Origin of the sequence: Metabacillus indicus LMG 22858 (assembly GCF_000708755.2) — a bacterium.
GTDB lineage: Bacteria > Bacillota > Bacilli > Bacillales > Bacillaceae > Bacillus_P > Bacillus_P indicus.
The window spans coordinates 15,607-30,619 of record NZ_JGVU02000006.1; the positions used below are offsets into that span (position 1 = coordinate 15,607).

Below are 15,013 nucleotides of genomic sequence, written 5' to 3' on the forward strand. Positions count from 1 at the left end.
GAAATATTCCTCCATATAAAATAGTAGTGCTTATCTCTTTGCACAGCCTATGATATCGCGGGATACAGCTTCCTGAAACGGACGCGGGATTGAACCGTTCTAAGACCTGAGTTGCAGAACAATAAAGCCCTCCTCACAAAGAGAAGGGCTTTCACAAGAGGTATTCTGCTATTCAAACAGGTATAGGAGTCAATTTACCCGAGCTCTTCTCCTGCTAAACAGCATCGTTCCTGCTCCAATCATAATCATGACTGCTCCAGCAGCTGTATAATTGTAAGTGGCGGTAGCTGTATCAGGCAGTTCATTTTTCTTAACAGTAACAACCGGAGTCGCGCTTTCTTCTGTTACCGGAGTTTTTTCATCTTTTTCCGTTTCGTTAACAGGTGTTTCTTCCTGAGGTTGTTCTGTCACAGGTTGCTCCTCAGCCGGCTCTTCTTCTTTTGGCGGTTCTTCTTGTGCCGGAGGTTCCTCAGCCGGAGGCTCTTCCACTGGCGGTTCTTCTTCTGCCGGCGGCTCCTCTTCTTCTTTAGAAAGGATGTTTTCGATCTTAAACGTTTTGACAGCTTCAAGCTGCTCCTGCGTTTTAACATACACTGTATAAGTGCCGTTTTCAGGTACATCGAATGTGTTTCCGTTAATTACATTTCCTGCTGCTGAAAATTTATCAGCTGTCTGCTCGCCTGGAAGCCACTTCATCTCTAGTACGTCCTGGTCTGCCGTTACTGTTACCTTGACAGGACCCTCTGTTTTTTCTGTTGTCGAGAAAACTATTTCTACAGTTGGAGCTGCAGGAACCAATGATGCCAGGGCTTGATCAGCAAGTGCTCCAAGAACCTGATGTCCTGCTGCATTAGGGTGGATGTCACCCGGAATGATATAGGCAGCTTGATTACCGGAAAAAGCGCTGTATGTATCCACAAGCAATGACCCTGATGCTGCTGCGATCGGATTTAATACTTGCTGATTAACAGTTAGAGTAATTTGCTCCCCTGCTTGATGCAGCGAAAGTAAAAAGGGATCTTCACTTGCTCCAAAGGGATTGTACATGTTGTAAAAAACGACAGGTGCGGTTTGATTGTTCTGTCTGATTGTTTGCAGGATGTTTTGAAGGTTCTGAGATAGCTGTGCAGATGCTGCAGCAATCTTCTGCTGAAGTTCTGGTGTGAATTCGATAGGAGTTTGGTTTTCGATCAATTCCTGCAGGCCTATTGCCTGAAGGTAATCGTTGCTTCCAATATTCAATGTGATGACATCTGCCTGCTGCAGAGCGAGTAAGGTTTCCTGGTTAGAGAGTGCTCCAAGAAGCTGTAATGATGTCCAGCCCGGAAAGCTGATATTGGCGACTTCTGCATTGCCTTCGTTAATCAAGTAAGGAAATGCCTGGCTTGAAGGCTTTGTTTTATCTTCCTGAAGGTTGTAGCCAAAGGTGATTGAATCTCCTAAAGCTGCGACAAATAGCTTGTCCTTCCCGCTTTCCTGCGCAAAGCCGATAGATGCTGCAAAACTGCTCAGCAACAAGATGAAAACAAAAAGCAATGATCCTTTTTTCATTCTTTCTTTATCCCCCCATATTCACATTTTTTGCAAAGCCTCTTTCATTATAGAGTTAGATTTCAGAATATTCAATACTAATTGCGCATACTTCATGCCATTTCTTCCATTCTTTTTTTCCTATAAATAAAGGATTTATACATACAGAAAAGCAGCGCCCAAAGAACGCTGCCCTTCAATGTTTTATTTGCGAATCCAAACCGCACCGGCGGAGTTGTCTTTCGCTTCTCCTACTACCTGGAATTTCAGGCCGTAGTTTGGAACTTTGCGCCCTGCATCCGGAATGACATCATTGATGTAGGATCTTGAATCATCAAAGAATGTTACTCCCTTTAGTCCGTTGTAGCTGTATTCGCCGCGTGTCGGGCTGTCTACATACCATGAAGGTGACTTGTCATACGAGAATGCTGCATCTGCAATCTGGTAGCGTGTTGATTGAGTAGTTGTCAGTTTGCCGTCAAGCTGGCCGTACAGAGGAAGCGGATGAGAATCTACCACTCCAAGGAACCCTTCACCTGGATGTTCGCCGACCCAGTTGTCTGTGAAGCTGTCATCTGCATACCACACGACCATGCCTGTGTTGTATTTTGGTCCGCGTGAGAACGCAAGAGCTTTATCAGAACCTGCATAGTTTCTCCACTCAAGATAGTAGTGATGTTTAGCAAGATACGTCCCGTCAAATGCGTGGAAACCGTTTAATGTAAACTTCGCTGCACCTTCTGCGTCATCGCTGAAAAGCTGTTCGCCGTCAGCCGTTAAGACCGCGTTGTCGAGTGCAAAACCTTCAGGCGCAAGTCCTCCGTCTGTCGAGTAATCAAAGACAAGCTTCACTTTTTTGCCTGCGAATTCGCTCAAGTCGTATGACTTGTTGATCCATTTGCCGGCAGTTGTTCCTTTAGTAGCATCTCCGTCTGTTACATCTCCGCCGAGGATTTCAAGAACTTTGCTTCCGTCAGCTGTTTCTGCTTTTACAGTTAAAGCATCACATGCACAGCCGTATTCAATTTCATAATTTGCTTTGAAAGTGAATGCTGCACTTGTTTTGCCTGAAAGATCAAATTGGGGTGTTTCCATTACAGTGTGTACGTTATCACCTTTCGTACTGTGATAGTACTTTTCGCCAAACTGCGGCTGAATTGTACTTTTCACTTCTTTTTCAGGAAGGTTTACTTTCACAATACCAGGATTGTTTGACTTCGTTACACTTTGGTCGATGAATGATGCCGTTCCTTCAGCCGTTACGTCCTTGTAATTGATTTCGTGAATGTTGGCCCAGTTTCCGCCCATCATCGTCTGGAAGAATTCTTTATTCTGGGGAGAAAAACTTGTCGGTTCTGTTCCGGCAATCTCTCCGTTCCAGCTCCCTCCGCTCATGATAGACCATGAAGCAACCGGTTCACCCTGGCCTGAATACTGCGTATCATACTCATCTGGAAGGCCTAAATCGTGTCCGAATTCATGGGCAAAAACGCCGACTGCCCCGTCTTCAGGCTGGATTGTGTAATCAAATGCAGCCATATTTCCGCCCCAGTAATCCACATCAGCCTCGGTGCCAGGTACAGGGAATACACCGTCTAATGTCCAGCGGTGTGACCAGATTGCGTTGCTCTCAAGCTTTCCGCCGCCTGCTTCCTGTCCTGTTCCCGCATGGACAATCATCAAGTGGTCGACAAGACCGTCCGGCTCATTTTGATTGCCGTCACCGTCAAGGTCATACAAATCAAATTCATCATAGTCTGCGAGATTCATGCCTGATGAGGCTGCAGCTTTTAGAGATTCTTTTACAAGATCACGAGGTCCAAGCGGGGCAAGGTTATCGTGTCCCCCTGCCGGATTATCATCTCCGTAGTCAGCAGCTTTTCCCGGAACCGTCAGCCACTCAGAAACCGTACCGTCTACTGTGTAGCTGCCGCCGGATTGCTCTTCATAGAATTGCTTAAAGGTAGGAACTTTCTTTCCGTCCAGAAGCTGAAACGGCTTGTCCCCAAACAGCATGTTTTCATAATGCTCCTTGCTGAAATCATTTGAATACATGTAGCCTTCTTCTTTAATGATATTGTTGTGTTTAAAATCTTCAAATTCAACAAGCAAAATCAAGACTTTATCTTCTCTGACTGCACCGTTATAACCTGCTTGTTTTGCAGGTTTCACATTAACAAAACCGTCTTTTTTGCCTTTTTTCAGCTTTTCATGCCCTTTAGCAAGCTGCTTTGTCAGCTGCTTTTTTTGTTTGGTTAAGAAGTCTTTTGATTTTTCATCCAGATCATATTCTCCATGTGAATGACCGTCTTCTTCTGTATGCAAATCAGCAGCAGGCTTTTCACCTTGCTTTTTTTCAATATAGTTTTTCACAGCTGCGGCAGTCTCTTTGTCGCTTGCCTTTTTCGGGATGATTCCCTGTTTCTTCAAAGCGTCAGCCAGACGCTCTTCATTAATAATATTCATATCAATCGGCGCAGACAAAGCCGTTTGTGTGTTTTCCTGCACGGGCTGCTTGGCGAAAGCTGCCGGTGCAAACAGGCCTGCCGTCAAGCTTGCAGCCAGAATCGACGTTCCAAGTTTCTTGCTCCAGTTATTCAAGTGCGGTCCCCTCCCAATTTGTAAGAACATGTAGAATTTTCTGTTTTTTCTACACGTATAAAGATACCATACTATGAAAAACTTGGAATTGGCCTATTATCCTATAATCGGAAATATTTTACTAGTATAATAGATCATCCGATTGGAAAAAGAACTGAAACAATGGACCTACTATAACCTTAAGGCATGAGGGAAAAAGGAAGCATAATCCATCTGCCACCCCCAGAAAATCCGCCTTTTCCTTCAATAGTGTATTGAAATAGACGATGCTTGGAGGGAAACGATGGAGTCCTACGTAAAAGATTCTCTGCAAAAATGGAAAGAAGACATGCTGCAGCAAAAAAATGAAATTGATGCTGAGTACGAGAAAGTAAAAAGCGAGCTTCAGCTGTATTCCTATAAGTTCGGCATTACGAAACAAGTGATTCAATCCACGATCAATGACGAGATCATCAGCACGATCAAAACCACTTACCAGAAGCCATTTGAAGAAAAGTTCAATGAACTGAAACTGTACATAAAAGAATTGGATGAAAAGCGAAGAGTCTATCAGATGTTTGTAGAGAAGATTGAAAAGGTAAGTGAGACGGACGAAAATTAAGCAGATATCCCTGAGGCGGATTTCTGCTTTTTATTTACGAAAAAAAGCCGGTTTCCCGGCTTTAATGAAGATACTTTCCATGACCTGGAATGGCCAGCTTTTCAAAGTCCCTGCTCAAAAGGGCAAGACCTTCACGCAGTTCTTCTCCAGATACCGGCACACCATGCCCCGTTATTGCTGTGGAAGGCTTTAAGGATTCCAGTGTTTTGACAGATTCCCATGCCGCCTGCCAATCTGTGGTGAAGTATCTTGGCGGACCTGAGATTTCCTGTTTTTGTGTAAACACTTTGTAGAGGGAGTCCTGCCTCACGGTTACAAACGCATCCCCTGCGATCAGCGTTCGGTCGGATTCCCTGAAAAATGAGACATGTCCTGGTGTGTGGCCGGGAGTATGAACCCATTTCCAATCTGACAGCCCAGGAATCATCCCGTCTGGTTCAAACGGCTTGATCCGGTCCTTAAGATTGATGGATTCGTTCGGAAACATTTTTGACAGTTTCGCGACCATTCCGCCTTCTGCACTTGGGTCCGGTTCTGGATAATCTTTCTGGCCTGTTAAAAAAGGAATTTCCAGTTCATGAGCATACACCGGCACCTGCCATTGTTCAACAAGTTCCACAATTCCACCTACATGGTCAAAATGCCCGTGTGTCAGCAGAATCGCTTTTGGAGCAGCATCAATTCCGCCATGTGCTTCAAACGCTTTTTTAATGGCGTCTGCAGAGTGGGGCATCCCTGCATCAATGACATACCAGTCGTCCCCGCTTCTCATAAATACTACGTTTACCACCTGGTTTGTATAGCAGTAAATCCCGGGAAGCACATCCATTTCAAGTCCGCTCATGACAGATGTTACCGGGATGAACTTATGCTCAAAAGGGCTCTCCATGTTATCGTCCATCGCTGATACCTCCTGATTTTCATTCAAGAAGATAGTATCCTCACGACCCTGACAATCTATTCACAGACAAGAACCTGTCTTGAGAACATTTGTTTTCGGACAGTGCATCTGTCGATGATGGCAAAGCCTGCTTCGATAATCATGTGATCCATCGTTTCACTCGTGACAATGACTGCGCGATCTGCAATGCGTCTTGCGTGCCTGATGATATCAAGCTGCTCTTCAGGGGTAGCATGTGTATAAAGATTGTAAGGCATATCGATGATGGCCGCGTCATACTTTCCATTTACCTCTGCAATCGGAGATACTTTCACATCACACTCATAGCCGAAATGGGCAATATTTTCTCTGGAGCCATCCACGACAAGAGGGTTGATGTCACGGCCGGCAATATTAATTCCCATTGAAAGAGCTTCAACGAGCACTGTCCCTATTCCACAGCATGGATCGATTGCCTTTACTCCTGCCGGATGCGGGACCGCAATGTTAGCCGCTGCTCTGGCAACCCTTGTACTGAGAGCGGTTGAATATTCCCTGGGCTTTTTCACATGGTGCAGATATACAGGTTCGGCTTTAGTATAGTTTCCAAAATACCAGCGTCCTTCGTGTACTGTAATCCCAAAAACCTGATCAGGATTCCGGACATCTGCTTCTGCTTTAAACGGCCAGCCTACTCTGCGTTCAATCTTCCGCCGTTCGTCATAACTGATTTGTTCTGAGTCATCGAGGTCATTGATTTTAAGAAAAATAATCTTAAACGTATCCGGCCCAATATCAATCTCGCCAACCTGCTGAACGATATCTTCTACTTCATTTCCTTCATATAAAATCTCTATGCGCTCTTTCATAAAAGGGCTTCTGCTTGGATCAATGCAGGTGCTGCTTTTCAGGCAGTGTCCTTCCGGCTGAACGCCAAAAAAAGACCGCATTTCCAGCTTGCATAGTTCAAGCTCTTCTTGTGTGCTTGCAAACGTATAAATATAGGCCGGTTTCCGGCTTTGATTCTGCAATCATTTCCCATCCTTTAGCGTTAAAAATATGCATCTATAAAACCATAGCTGTATTCTAAAAGAAAAGCAATTCTTCCGGCGCGTAAAAATGACTTTCCAGGAGAATCCTACGGATAAAAGGAGAGTGATCGTTCAATGAGAGATAAACACGCTCAAACGTCCGAAGGATTAAATCAAATCGTTGAAATCATTAATGCAAAAGGCGATCAAGGAGAACTGACAGACATCGTGAATCAGGCTGAAGAACATCTCCTCTGCAGCGACGACCTTTTCGACCGGCAGCTTTTTGCAATCGTGGACGATACTGTCAGCGAAAAGGAAGAATGAAAGAGACTGGGCAGAGAACCAAAAAATCCGAACTGTGAAAATAGTTCGGATTTTTTGTAATGGATTAGCTTTCTCGGATCTTTATAACCCTTCAGCTCTCACACATCCGCATGAAGGGTTATTTCTCAGATTCTAATGCCATTCTCCAAAATCATTCACTTTTTTGCTTCATGTACCTTCAGAAGTTTCCCTTTAACAGTGGTCGTTTTCATGGCTTTTAAGACGGAGGGCCCTTTTCCGTTCAGTATATCTACGTATGAAACATTTTCCTGTATGGAAATGATCCCAATGTCATCCGCCGTGATGCCGGGAAGGTTTGAAATCGTCCCGACAAAATCAACGGCTCTGATTTTCTTTTTCTTTCCGCCGTTAAAATAAAGTTTCATGATGCCTTTATTCAACTGCGCACTTTTATCTTTTTTCATTACAGGCTTTGACGTTCGTTTTTCTTCAAAAGCCGGTTTGGCAGCTGCCGTTTCTTCATGAGTTGGAGCATCTGTTCTGCGGATGGCGAATCCGATATAGTCCTCAATCTCCGCTGTCATTCTTTCTTCATTTGGCACGGCAAACGTTATGGCCTTTCCTTTTTTCCCTGCTCTTCCGGTCCTGCCTGTTCTGTGAACATAGCTTTCTTTTTCAAGGGGAAGATCGTAATTGATGACAAGGGATACGTTGTCAACGTCGATTCCCCTTGCCGCGACATCTGTTGCAATTAAGTAGCGGAATGCTCCTTTTTTGAAATCATCCATGACAGAAAAACGATCTTCCTGAACGAGTCCGCCATGAATTTTTCCGCATGGATAGCCAGCACGGCTGAGCTTCCTCTCGAGTAAATCCACTCTCTCCTGCGTTCTGCAAAAAAGAATGCAGCTGTCAGGATTTTCGATCACCGTTACTGCTTTAGCAAGTGAAAACTTATCATCCTCTGAAACAGTGATCAGCGAATGGTCAATGTCAGACGTCGTTAATCCTGATGCCTTTATTTCAATTTGGACCGGATCGTTCATATATTTGTCGCACAGCTTTTCAACATCATCAGGAAGCGTAGCTGAAAAGAGCATCGATATCCGCTCTTTCGGCAGTTCTTCCATAATGGCCGCCACTTGATCGATAAACCCCATATTCAGCATCTCATCAGCTTCATCTATAATTAAAAAGCGCAATTTCTCGAGAGGAAAAGTGCCTTTTTCAATGTGATCAAGAACTCTTCCGGGTGTTCCCGCAACGATGTGCGTCTTCTGCTTCAATTCTGTTTTTTGACGTTCAAATGGCTGTTTCCCATAAATAGCCGCTGCTTTAATTCGTTTGAATCTCCCAATATTTGTGAGATCTTCTTTTATTTGTGCCGCAAGTTCCCTTGTCGGAGTCAAAACCAGCGCCTGGGGCTTATTCTCCTCCCATTCAACAAGCTCACACAGAGGAATGCCGAACGCTGCTGTTTTCCCGCTGCCTGTCTGGGATTTAACCACCAGATCTTTTTGCTGCAGGGCAGCAGGGATCACTTGTTTCTGTACTTCAGTCGGCTGGGTATAGCTTAATTTATCTAAAGCTTTAAGCAGATTAGAGCTTAATTTGTAATCTGAAAATCCGTTTTTCATTTGTCCTGAACCTCAATTTCATTTGTTTTATCACGTGTGCTTCGGGTAAATATTCATTATACCCTTTATTAGACGGAATTAGATTTATGACCGCAAAAAAAAATACCGTAAATCTCCTGGGAGATTCACGGTATCTATCAATCTATCAGTTTAAAACTTTCACATTTACTTCGCGCTTGCCAAATGCAACTGCTGCATCTTGTGTAGGAATGAACACATCAATGCGGTCGCCTTTAATCGCTCCGCCAGTATCCTCTGCTGTTGCATAGCCGTAGCCCTCAACATATACTTTCGAGCCAAGCGGAATCACATTAGGATCAACTGCAATTACTTTCTTGTCAGGATTTGCTCTTAAATCAACGCCTGTAGCCGTTGTTCCTGAGCAGCCGTCACAAAAAGCGGTATAAGCTGTTGCTGTAACTGTCATTTCTTTTGCAACGCTCTCTTCTTTTACATCATTTTCTGAAACCGCGCTTGCAGAAGCCTCATTTACAGACGGGTTTGTGTCCTTAGGCTTTTCGCTAGCTTTTGCAGGAGCAGGGGCAGGCTTGCCATTATCTGCATCACTGTAAACCACCAATTCCTGTCCAGGGTGGATCAGGTCGCTTTGAAGATCGTTTTTACCTTTAATATGTTCAACACTTGCTCCGAATTTTTCTCCGATGCTCCATAAAGTGTCTCCGGCAACGACTGTGTAAACTTCCTCATCTGATACTTTTAATGTATTGTCTGCCATGATTATGTCTGATGATAATCCGTTCCAGCTTTTAATATCTTCTACTGAAACGTTATGTTCTTTGGATAGGCTGTAAAGAGTGTCACCCTTCTCCACTACGACCTCTTCTGCCTGTGCGCTAAATCCTGCTGTCGTTGTTAGTGCAGCTGCTGCTGCTAATGAAAAGATTGTTTTTTTCATTATTTTTCCTCCTCCTTCAGCAATCGATGTTTCCCATCTTAGCATAAAAAAGAGGCTTGTAAAAAACAGTGAGATAATAAATCCATTACAAATGTAACAGCACGATAACAATCACCTTACTAAATAACTGAAAATTCCCACTATATTCCTTAGTTTCCTGCAAAAAATCAGCAGAAATAGTTCGTTTTTCACCATATTCAAATACTAAATTTCTTCTTATCAGGACCTATGATATGGCCCTATATAAGGGATGCATCCTAAAATTTCTTCTCTTTATTTGAAACAAACCGCCATGAAAATCCGTCTTATATGTAAGAAGAAAAAACAAAGGGGAAATGAAAATGGGGAAATTACTTAAAAAGCTGGATATGACAAAACAAGACCTTCTGTTTGGCATTGCAGGGTCATTGCTGATAGCTTCATTCGTGCAGTTTATCGCTTAAAAACGTCAAAAACCCCTTGAACAAAAGGGGTTTTTTCTTTTTATGAGACCACTGCCGCTTCCTCGGATCTTCCTCTGTTGCGTTTCACGGCATATGCTACCGCCGCAGCCCAGCCGATAATGATAAATCCATAAACAAATGGTGTAATCGATGCGTCCGTGTCCCACGTTGTCAGGAGCGTTCTTGCGTTAGTCAGCACGATAAATCCTCCTACAAGGACGCCAAGGAGGTGGCCGGGAAGCTTCCTTACAAGCCAGGCCGCAATCGGGGCTGCGAAGATTCCTCCGATCATTAATGCTCCAACCCACAGCCAGTTCACCTGCTCCCATCCAAGAGAAAGCAAAAATCCAAGTGTTGCAGATACGGCTATGGCAAATTCACTCGTATCGACCGTCCCTACCACCTTGCGTGCTGAAGCTCCCTTTTGTGAAAGCAGCACTGGTGTTGCAATCGGCCCCCATCCGCCCCCGCCGGTTGCATCAGCGAACCCTGCAATCAGCCCAAGGGGAATTGATTTTTTTCTTGTCAGTGCAAGGGATTGATTTTTTTCCCTTTCTTCAAAATGAAATAAGAAACGGACAAGAACATAAAGCCCTAAAGCAAGCAGGAAAACAGCGATAAACGGTTTTGCCAGATCTCCGGGCAAATTACTTAGAAAGCACGCTCCTGCAAATGCTCCGATTGAGCCTGGGATGATCAGTTTATAGACGGCCTGCTTATCCACGTTTCCAAACTTAATGTGCGAAGCGCCGGATGCTGCTGTAGTGACTACTTCTGCCAAATGCACAGATGCCGAGGCAACAGCAGGAGCAATCCCGAAAGTCAAAAGCAGTGTAGTAGATGTGACCCCGTACGCCATCCCCAGTGAACCATCAATTAACTGAGCCAAAAAACCGATAAATGCAAAAATAATGAGCTTTCTCAACGCCTTCTCCCCCTTCTGAATGAAAAAAGGTCCTTAACAGAGTTGTTAAGGACCTTTGGTTATCCAATCAGTCAAATTTTTATAATTTTCAGTTTGCAATTTTATTATACATAATTCCTATGAGTTTACAAGGAATTATGCGATTATTTTTTACTCCTAATCTTTTTGATTACCTAGCTCGCTTTTTTAGCTTTTACCTGAAGCTGTGAAGCCGTGTTCTTTTTTATTGCAGGAACAGGAACGATTAAGTTGTTGAGAGGAAGTAACTGAATAATCCGGATAAGAAGTGTAGAATATAGCATCACTGCTGCAAAAAGCAATGGCAGGTACTCCACCGTCCAATACTGCTGTGGAATTAATTTTGACAATCCAAATAATATTAATGGATGTACTAAATAAATGCCCATTGAATATTTCCCAATAGCAGTTAATGGTTTCTTAATGAAACTAAATTTGGAAAGAAACGGATATAAGCCCACAAGTGATATACAAAGCAAAGGTATATTTAAGATATTCGTAAGTCTCCTATTAGAGACGTATCCAACAACCTTATACTCAACAATTGTACCTATTGTAATCAATAAGGTAATGCCCAAAAAAATCCATGGGTTTTTCCTGGTGAAAGAAAGAATTTCCTCCCAGTAATTAGCCAATATGCAGCCAAAAACAAAATAAAAAATCCATACAGGAAGAAATGCCTTACTCGTAAGAAATTCACCGAGCATCCCGCTTACATTAGGATCAAATTCGTAAAAGGCAACACTTATTACAAGAGAGACTGCAGCTGTGAGAAAGATCAGAATTTTACTTGAAATTAGCTTTTGAACTATTGGAAAGACGAGGTAGAATTGCAGGACAATCGCAACAAAATACAGGTGATAATATGAATTTCCAAGTAAAAGATTAACCGTTTCAGAAGCTGGATCGCCAAAGCTTTTTTCTTCAAAAGCATAACCAAGGAGCCTGTATACGACACTCCAGACAAGAAAAGGAATCAATATTTTTGTGAAACGCGATTTAATAAACTTCCCAAGCATAAATCCTCTTCTTTTAACTTGATAGAACAGCAAAAAACCACTTAAAACAGCAAAAATAGTTGTGCCGAATCGGCCATACTGGTTAAAGAAATACGATAGCCAGTGCCAAGGCTGATCGAGTATCCCATAGTGAGTTGCTGTCAAATGGACTCCTACCACTCCCATACATGCAAGTGCTCTGAGGAAATGTATTTCAAACAAATACGTTCGGTTATTTTGATTTGTCTGAGCAAAGGGTTGAGTAGACATATTTATATCCTCCTTTTCAGTACATATAGAGTGTATTGTATATGCCAAAGCGTTACAAGTGTCGATTTTTGTCAAAATAAGTACTAATGAACGAAATTGGAATGCGTGACATTTCCTGCATGATTTTCAATAATCCTTTCAATACCAGTATGTCAGTGCCTGAGCGTATTTCCTCATAAAAGAAGACTTCCGGAAAAATGAATAACAGGACCCTCTTTTATGTAAAAAGTTTCTAGGAATAACTTCCCGGTTTAATTCCTGCTAAGAGAAAAGACTTACGTGTGAATGAGGTTGTTTAATTGAAGCATCCTATAGTCTATACATAACCGAAGGCGTGTTGCTGATGAACGAGATTTACGAGTGTTTGATTATTGGGGCAGGGATTGCCGGGCTTCAGGCAGCTATTCAGCTTGGACGCTACAAAAGAAATGTACTTGTCATTGATTCCGGTGAAGGACGTTCTTCCCTTTGCAGAAGTTACCGCAATATTCTGGGCTGGCCTGACGGAATCAGCGGAGAGGAACTGAGAGCGCTTGGAAAAACACAAGCTGAAAAAACAGGTGTGCACTTTTTAAGCGGCCGCGTTGTCGGGCTGAAAAAAGGAGAAAATGCTTTTGAGGCTGAAACGGCGTCAGGAGCCGTCTATTACGCAAAGAGAATTCTGCTTTCGACTGGCCTATCTGACAGAATGCCCGAGCTTCCCGGTCTAAAAGCATGCCTTGGCCTCAGTGTTTATGTGTGTCCAGATTGCGACGGCTATGAGGTCAGGGATAAAAAAACCATTGTGCTCGGCGCGGGAGCTGCCGGTGCAAACATGGCGCTGACCCTTTCTTATTGGACCGATTCTATTGTGTATGTCAATCATGAACAGCAATCCATTCCTGAAGACCTGATTTTGAAACTTACACACAAAGGAATTATGACCGTGGATAAGAAAGCTGATGAAGTTTTGACGGAAAACAAATCTGTGTTTAAGGGAATTCGTTTTGCAGACGGGACGCTGCTTGAGGGTGACCGCGGCTTTCTTGCTTTCGGAGGGAACACTGTCCACACCGGGCTTGCAGCAATGCTCGGGGCTGAACGGCTTGAAAATAAGCATGTCCTGACAAATCCCCGGACGAAGGAAACAAGTGTAAAATATGTATGGGCTGCAGGCGATGCAGGCGTGCATTCTGAGCAGGTGACCATTGCTATGGGAGAAGGATGTCAGGCTGCGGTCTGGATCCATAAAAGCCTGATGGACGGAGAATAGCAGCGGGCTGCTGTTCTCTTTTGTTTTGCAGGTGTCATTACGGTGTCTTGAAATCGCACCTTATCATTGAAAAAATAGTTTAAAAGACTTAGTATTTAAAGAGAGTGATTTTTTACTAATTTTACATAATTTAAGCAACTTTACAGAAACCTATTTAACTTAAGGAGTGGATGGACGTATGGGTGTGACGCTCAGTAAAGGTCAAAAAGTGGATCTAACAAAATCAAATCCCGGCCTTCAGAACGTAATTGTCGGACTTGGATGGGATGTAAGCAGGCACGGGGCTTCCTACGATCTTGATGCATCAGCATTCCTGGTCGGTCAATCCGGCAAGGTGGGCAGCGATCAGGATTTTGTTTTTTACAACAATCCCTCAGGCGGAAACGGTTCGATTCTGTACACGGGAGATAACAGGACAGGTGCAGGGCATCAGGATGATGAGCAGATTCAGATTAATTTAAGCGCTGTCCCTCAGCACATTCACCGCATTGCATTTACAATTACAATCCATGATGCACAAGCAAAGCAGCAGAATTTCGGACAGGTTGAAAATGCCTATGTCCGCATTTTCAATCCGCTAAACAATGATGAGCTGATCAGGTTTAATCTTGGCAGAGATTTTACTGTCGAAACCGCGATTGTTGCAGCTGAGCTCTACCGCCACAACGGCGAGTGGAAATTTAATGCAATCGCAAGCGGATTTCAGGGCGGCCTTGCAGCCTTGTGCCGCAACTTTGGGGTAACGGTTGATGACGAACCGGCACCGGCACCGGCAGCGGGAATTCATTCAAGCGGATTTCAGCCGCAGCAGCCAAGCTATTCCCAGCAGAATACGTATCAGCCGCCGCAGCCAGCCTATTCTCAGCAGTCCGCGCCATCGTACACTCAGTCTACTCCGGCCTATTCTCAGCAAAGCTACAGCCAGCCGCAGCAGACATATGGTCAAGGTTCGCAGACATACGGCGGGGAAACAATCAGCTGCACACGCTGCAGTTCAACGAACGTACGCACAGGCGAAAAGGGCTTCGGTCTTGGAAAAGCTGCTGTAGGCGGTTTGATTCTTGGTCCTGTAGGACTGCTTGGAGGATTTATCGGAAAAAACAAGCTGAAGTTCACGTGCAACAGCTGCGGTAATTCCTGGTCTCCAAATCAGACGGATTACGCCGAGTGGGCTAATCAGCAAAAAAACAAGGCTATGGAGCTTTTCCAGAAATATAAGAGTCAGGACGTGCTTGAAGCCGTTGTTGCCGCCTGTGCACTCGTAGGCACGGCAGATGGCCGCCTTGATCAGACTGAACGCCAAAAAATGATTGAGTTTGTGAATCAAAGTGAAGAGCTTCGTGTTTTTGACACAAATAAAGTCATTCAGCAATTTAACGTATATGTTCAAAAAATGGAAAGAGATCCAATCATCGGGCGTGCTGAAGCCTTTAAGGCGCTTGGAAGAGTGCGCACGAAACCGGAAATCGCGAGGCTTGTTGCCCGCTACTGCATCGCCATCGGCTATGCGGACGGCCACTTCGATCAGAATGAACAAAAAGCTGTTGCAGATATCTGCTATGAGCTTGGACTGAATCCGAACGAGTTTTTGGCCTGATTAAAAAAATGCCTGCGGGACTTTGT

General features: G+C 43.9%; 12 protein-coding genes. 4 read left to right on the forward strand and 8 right to left on the reverse strand.

From position 1 onward, the window contains the following. Positions 1-189: 189 nt before the first annotated feature. Positions 190-1,551 (reverse strand): GDSL-type esterase/lipase family protein, encoded by a 1,362-nt coding sequence (locus AZ46_RS14620; RefSeq protein WP_029283901.1) that lies wholly within the window; start codon positions 1,549-1,551, stop codon positions 190-192. A gap of 183 nt (positions 1,552-1,734) precedes the next feature. Further along, on the reverse strand, positions 1,735-4,131 hold the full coding sequence (locus AZ46_RS14625; protein WP_029283902.1) for an immune inhibitor A domain-containing protein: 2,397 nt from the start codon (positions 4,129-4,131) through the stop codon (positions 1,735-1,737). 283 nt (positions 4,132-4,414) lie between these two features. On the opposite strand from AZ46_RS14625, the gene AZ46_RS14630 reads away from it, so the two are divergent. Further along, the gene (locus AZ46_RS14630) at positions 4,415-4,732 is read left to right on the forward strand and encodes a hypothetical protein (RefSeq protein WP_029283903.1); all 318 of its coding nucleotides are present in this window, start codon (positions 4,415-4,417) and stop codon (positions 4,730-4,732) included. Positions 4,733-4,793: 61 nt separating this feature from the next. On the opposite strand, the gene AZ46_RS14635 is transcribed toward AZ46_RS14630, so the two are convergent. Both AZ46_RS14635 and AZ46_RS14640 read right to left on the reverse strand, forming a co-directional pair. Next, positions 4,794-5,633 carry an MBL fold metallo-hydrolase gene (locus AZ46_RS14635; RefSeq protein ID WP_029283904.1) on the reverse strand — a complete coding sequence of 280 codons (840 nt, stop codon included), beginning with the start codon at positions 5,631-5,633 and terminating at the stop codon, positions 4,794-4,796. Between the two features lie 56 nt (positions 5,634-5,689). Then, complete coding sequence (locus AZ46_RS14640) at positions 5,690-6,643, reverse strand: TRM11 family SAM-dependent methyltransferase (protein WP_029283905.1); 954 nt, start codon at positions 6,641-6,643, stop codon at positions 5,690-5,692. A 135-nt stretch (positions 6,644-6,778) separates the two neighbouring features. On the opposite strand from AZ46_RS14640, the gene AZ46_RS14645 reads away from it, so the two are divergent. Further along, positions 6,779-6,970 carry a hypothetical protein gene (locus AZ46_RS14645; RefSeq protein WP_029283906.1) on the forward strand — a complete coding sequence of 64 codons (192 nt, stop codon included), beginning with the start codon at positions 6,779-6,781 and terminating at the stop codon, positions 6,968-6,970. Between the two features lie 155 nt (positions 6,971-7,125). Here AZ46_RS14645 and AZ46_RS14650 read toward each other — a convergent pair whose 3' ends face one another. From AZ46_RS14650 to AZ46_RS14665, 4 genes are all read right to left on the reverse strand, one after another. Continuing rightward, positions 7,126-8,568, reverse strand: a complete 1,443-nt coding sequence (locus tag AZ46_RS14650; RefSeq protein WP_029283907.1) for a DEAD/DEAH box helicase — start codon at positions 8,566-8,568, stop codon at positions 7,126-7,128. 145 nt (positions 8,569-8,713) lie between these two features. Next, positions 8,714-9,484 (reverse strand): LysM peptidoglycan-binding and 3D domain-containing protein, encoded by a 771-nt coding sequence (locus tag AZ46_RS14655; protein WP_029283908.1) that lies wholly within the window; start codon positions 9,482-9,484, stop codon positions 8,714-8,716. Between the two features lie 483 nt (positions 9,485-9,967). Continuing rightward, positions 9,968-10,852: a sulfite exporter TauE/SafE family protein gene (locus AZ46_RS14660; RefSeq protein WP_029283909.1), complete on the reverse strand. Its 885-nt coding sequence runs from the start codon at positions 10,850-10,852 to the stop codon at positions 9,968-9,970. A 173-nt stretch (positions 10,853-11,025) separates the two neighbouring features. After that, complete coding sequence (locus AZ46_RS14665; protein ID WP_029283910.1) at positions 11,026-12,138, reverse strand: acyltransferase; 1,113 nt, start codon at positions 12,136-12,138, stop codon at positions 11,026-11,028. Positions 12,139-12,481: 343 nt separating this feature from the next. Between AZ46_RS14665 and AZ46_RS14670 the strand changes: the two genes are divergently transcribed. Next, entirely contained in the window at positions 12,482-13,390 is a 909-nt protein-coding gene (locus tag AZ46_RS14670; RefSeq protein ID WP_029283911.1) for an NAD(P)/FAD-dependent oxidoreductase, read from the forward strand. A 178-nt stretch (positions 13,391-13,568) separates the two neighbouring features. After that, a complete protein-coding gene (locus tag AZ46_RS22520) occupies positions 13,569-14,987 on the forward strand; it encodes a TerD family protein (RefSeq protein ID WP_029283912.1) in 1,419 nt (472 codons plus the stop codon). The last annotated feature ends 26 nt before the right edge of the window (positions 14,988-15,013 follow it).

Bases quoted from the DNA above. Each gene is read 5' to 3' on its own strand.
- AZ46_RS14620 (WP_029283901.1), bottom strand. From the start codon at position 1,551: ATGAAAAAAGGATCATTGCTTTTTGTTTTCATCTTGTTGCTGAGCAGT.
- AZ46_RS14630 (WP_029283903.1), top strand. From the start codon at position 4,415: ATGGAGTCCTACGTAAAAGATTCTCTGCAAAAATGGAAAGAAGACATG.
- AZ46_RS14635 (WP_029283904.1), bottom strand. From the start codon at position 5,633: ATGGACGATAACATGGAGAGCCCTTTTGAGCATAAGTTCATCCCGGTA.
- AZ46_RS14645 (WP_029283906.1), top strand. From the start codon at position 6,779: ATGAGAGATAAACACGCTCAAACGTCCGAAGGATTAAATCAAATCGTT.
- AZ46_RS14650 (WP_029283907.1), bottom strand. From the start codon at position 8,568: ATGAAAAACGGATTTTCAGATTACAAATTAAGCTCTAATCTGCTTAAA.
- AZ46_RS14655 (WP_029283908.1), bottom strand. From the start codon at position 9,484: ATGAAAAAAACAATCTTTTCATTAGCAGCAGCAGCTGCACTAACAACG.
- AZ46_RS14665 (WP_029283910.1), bottom strand. From the start codon at position 12,138: ATGTCTACTCAACCCTTTGCTCAGACAAATCAAAATAACCGAACGTAT.
- AZ46_RS14670 (WP_029283911.1), top strand. From the start codon at position 12,482: ATGAACGAGATTTACGAGTGTTTGATTATTGGGGCAGGGATTGCCGGG.
- AZ46_RS22520 (WP_029283912.1), top strand. From the start codon at position 13,569: ATGGGTGTGACGCTCAGTAAAGGTCAAAAAGTGGATCTAACAAAATCA.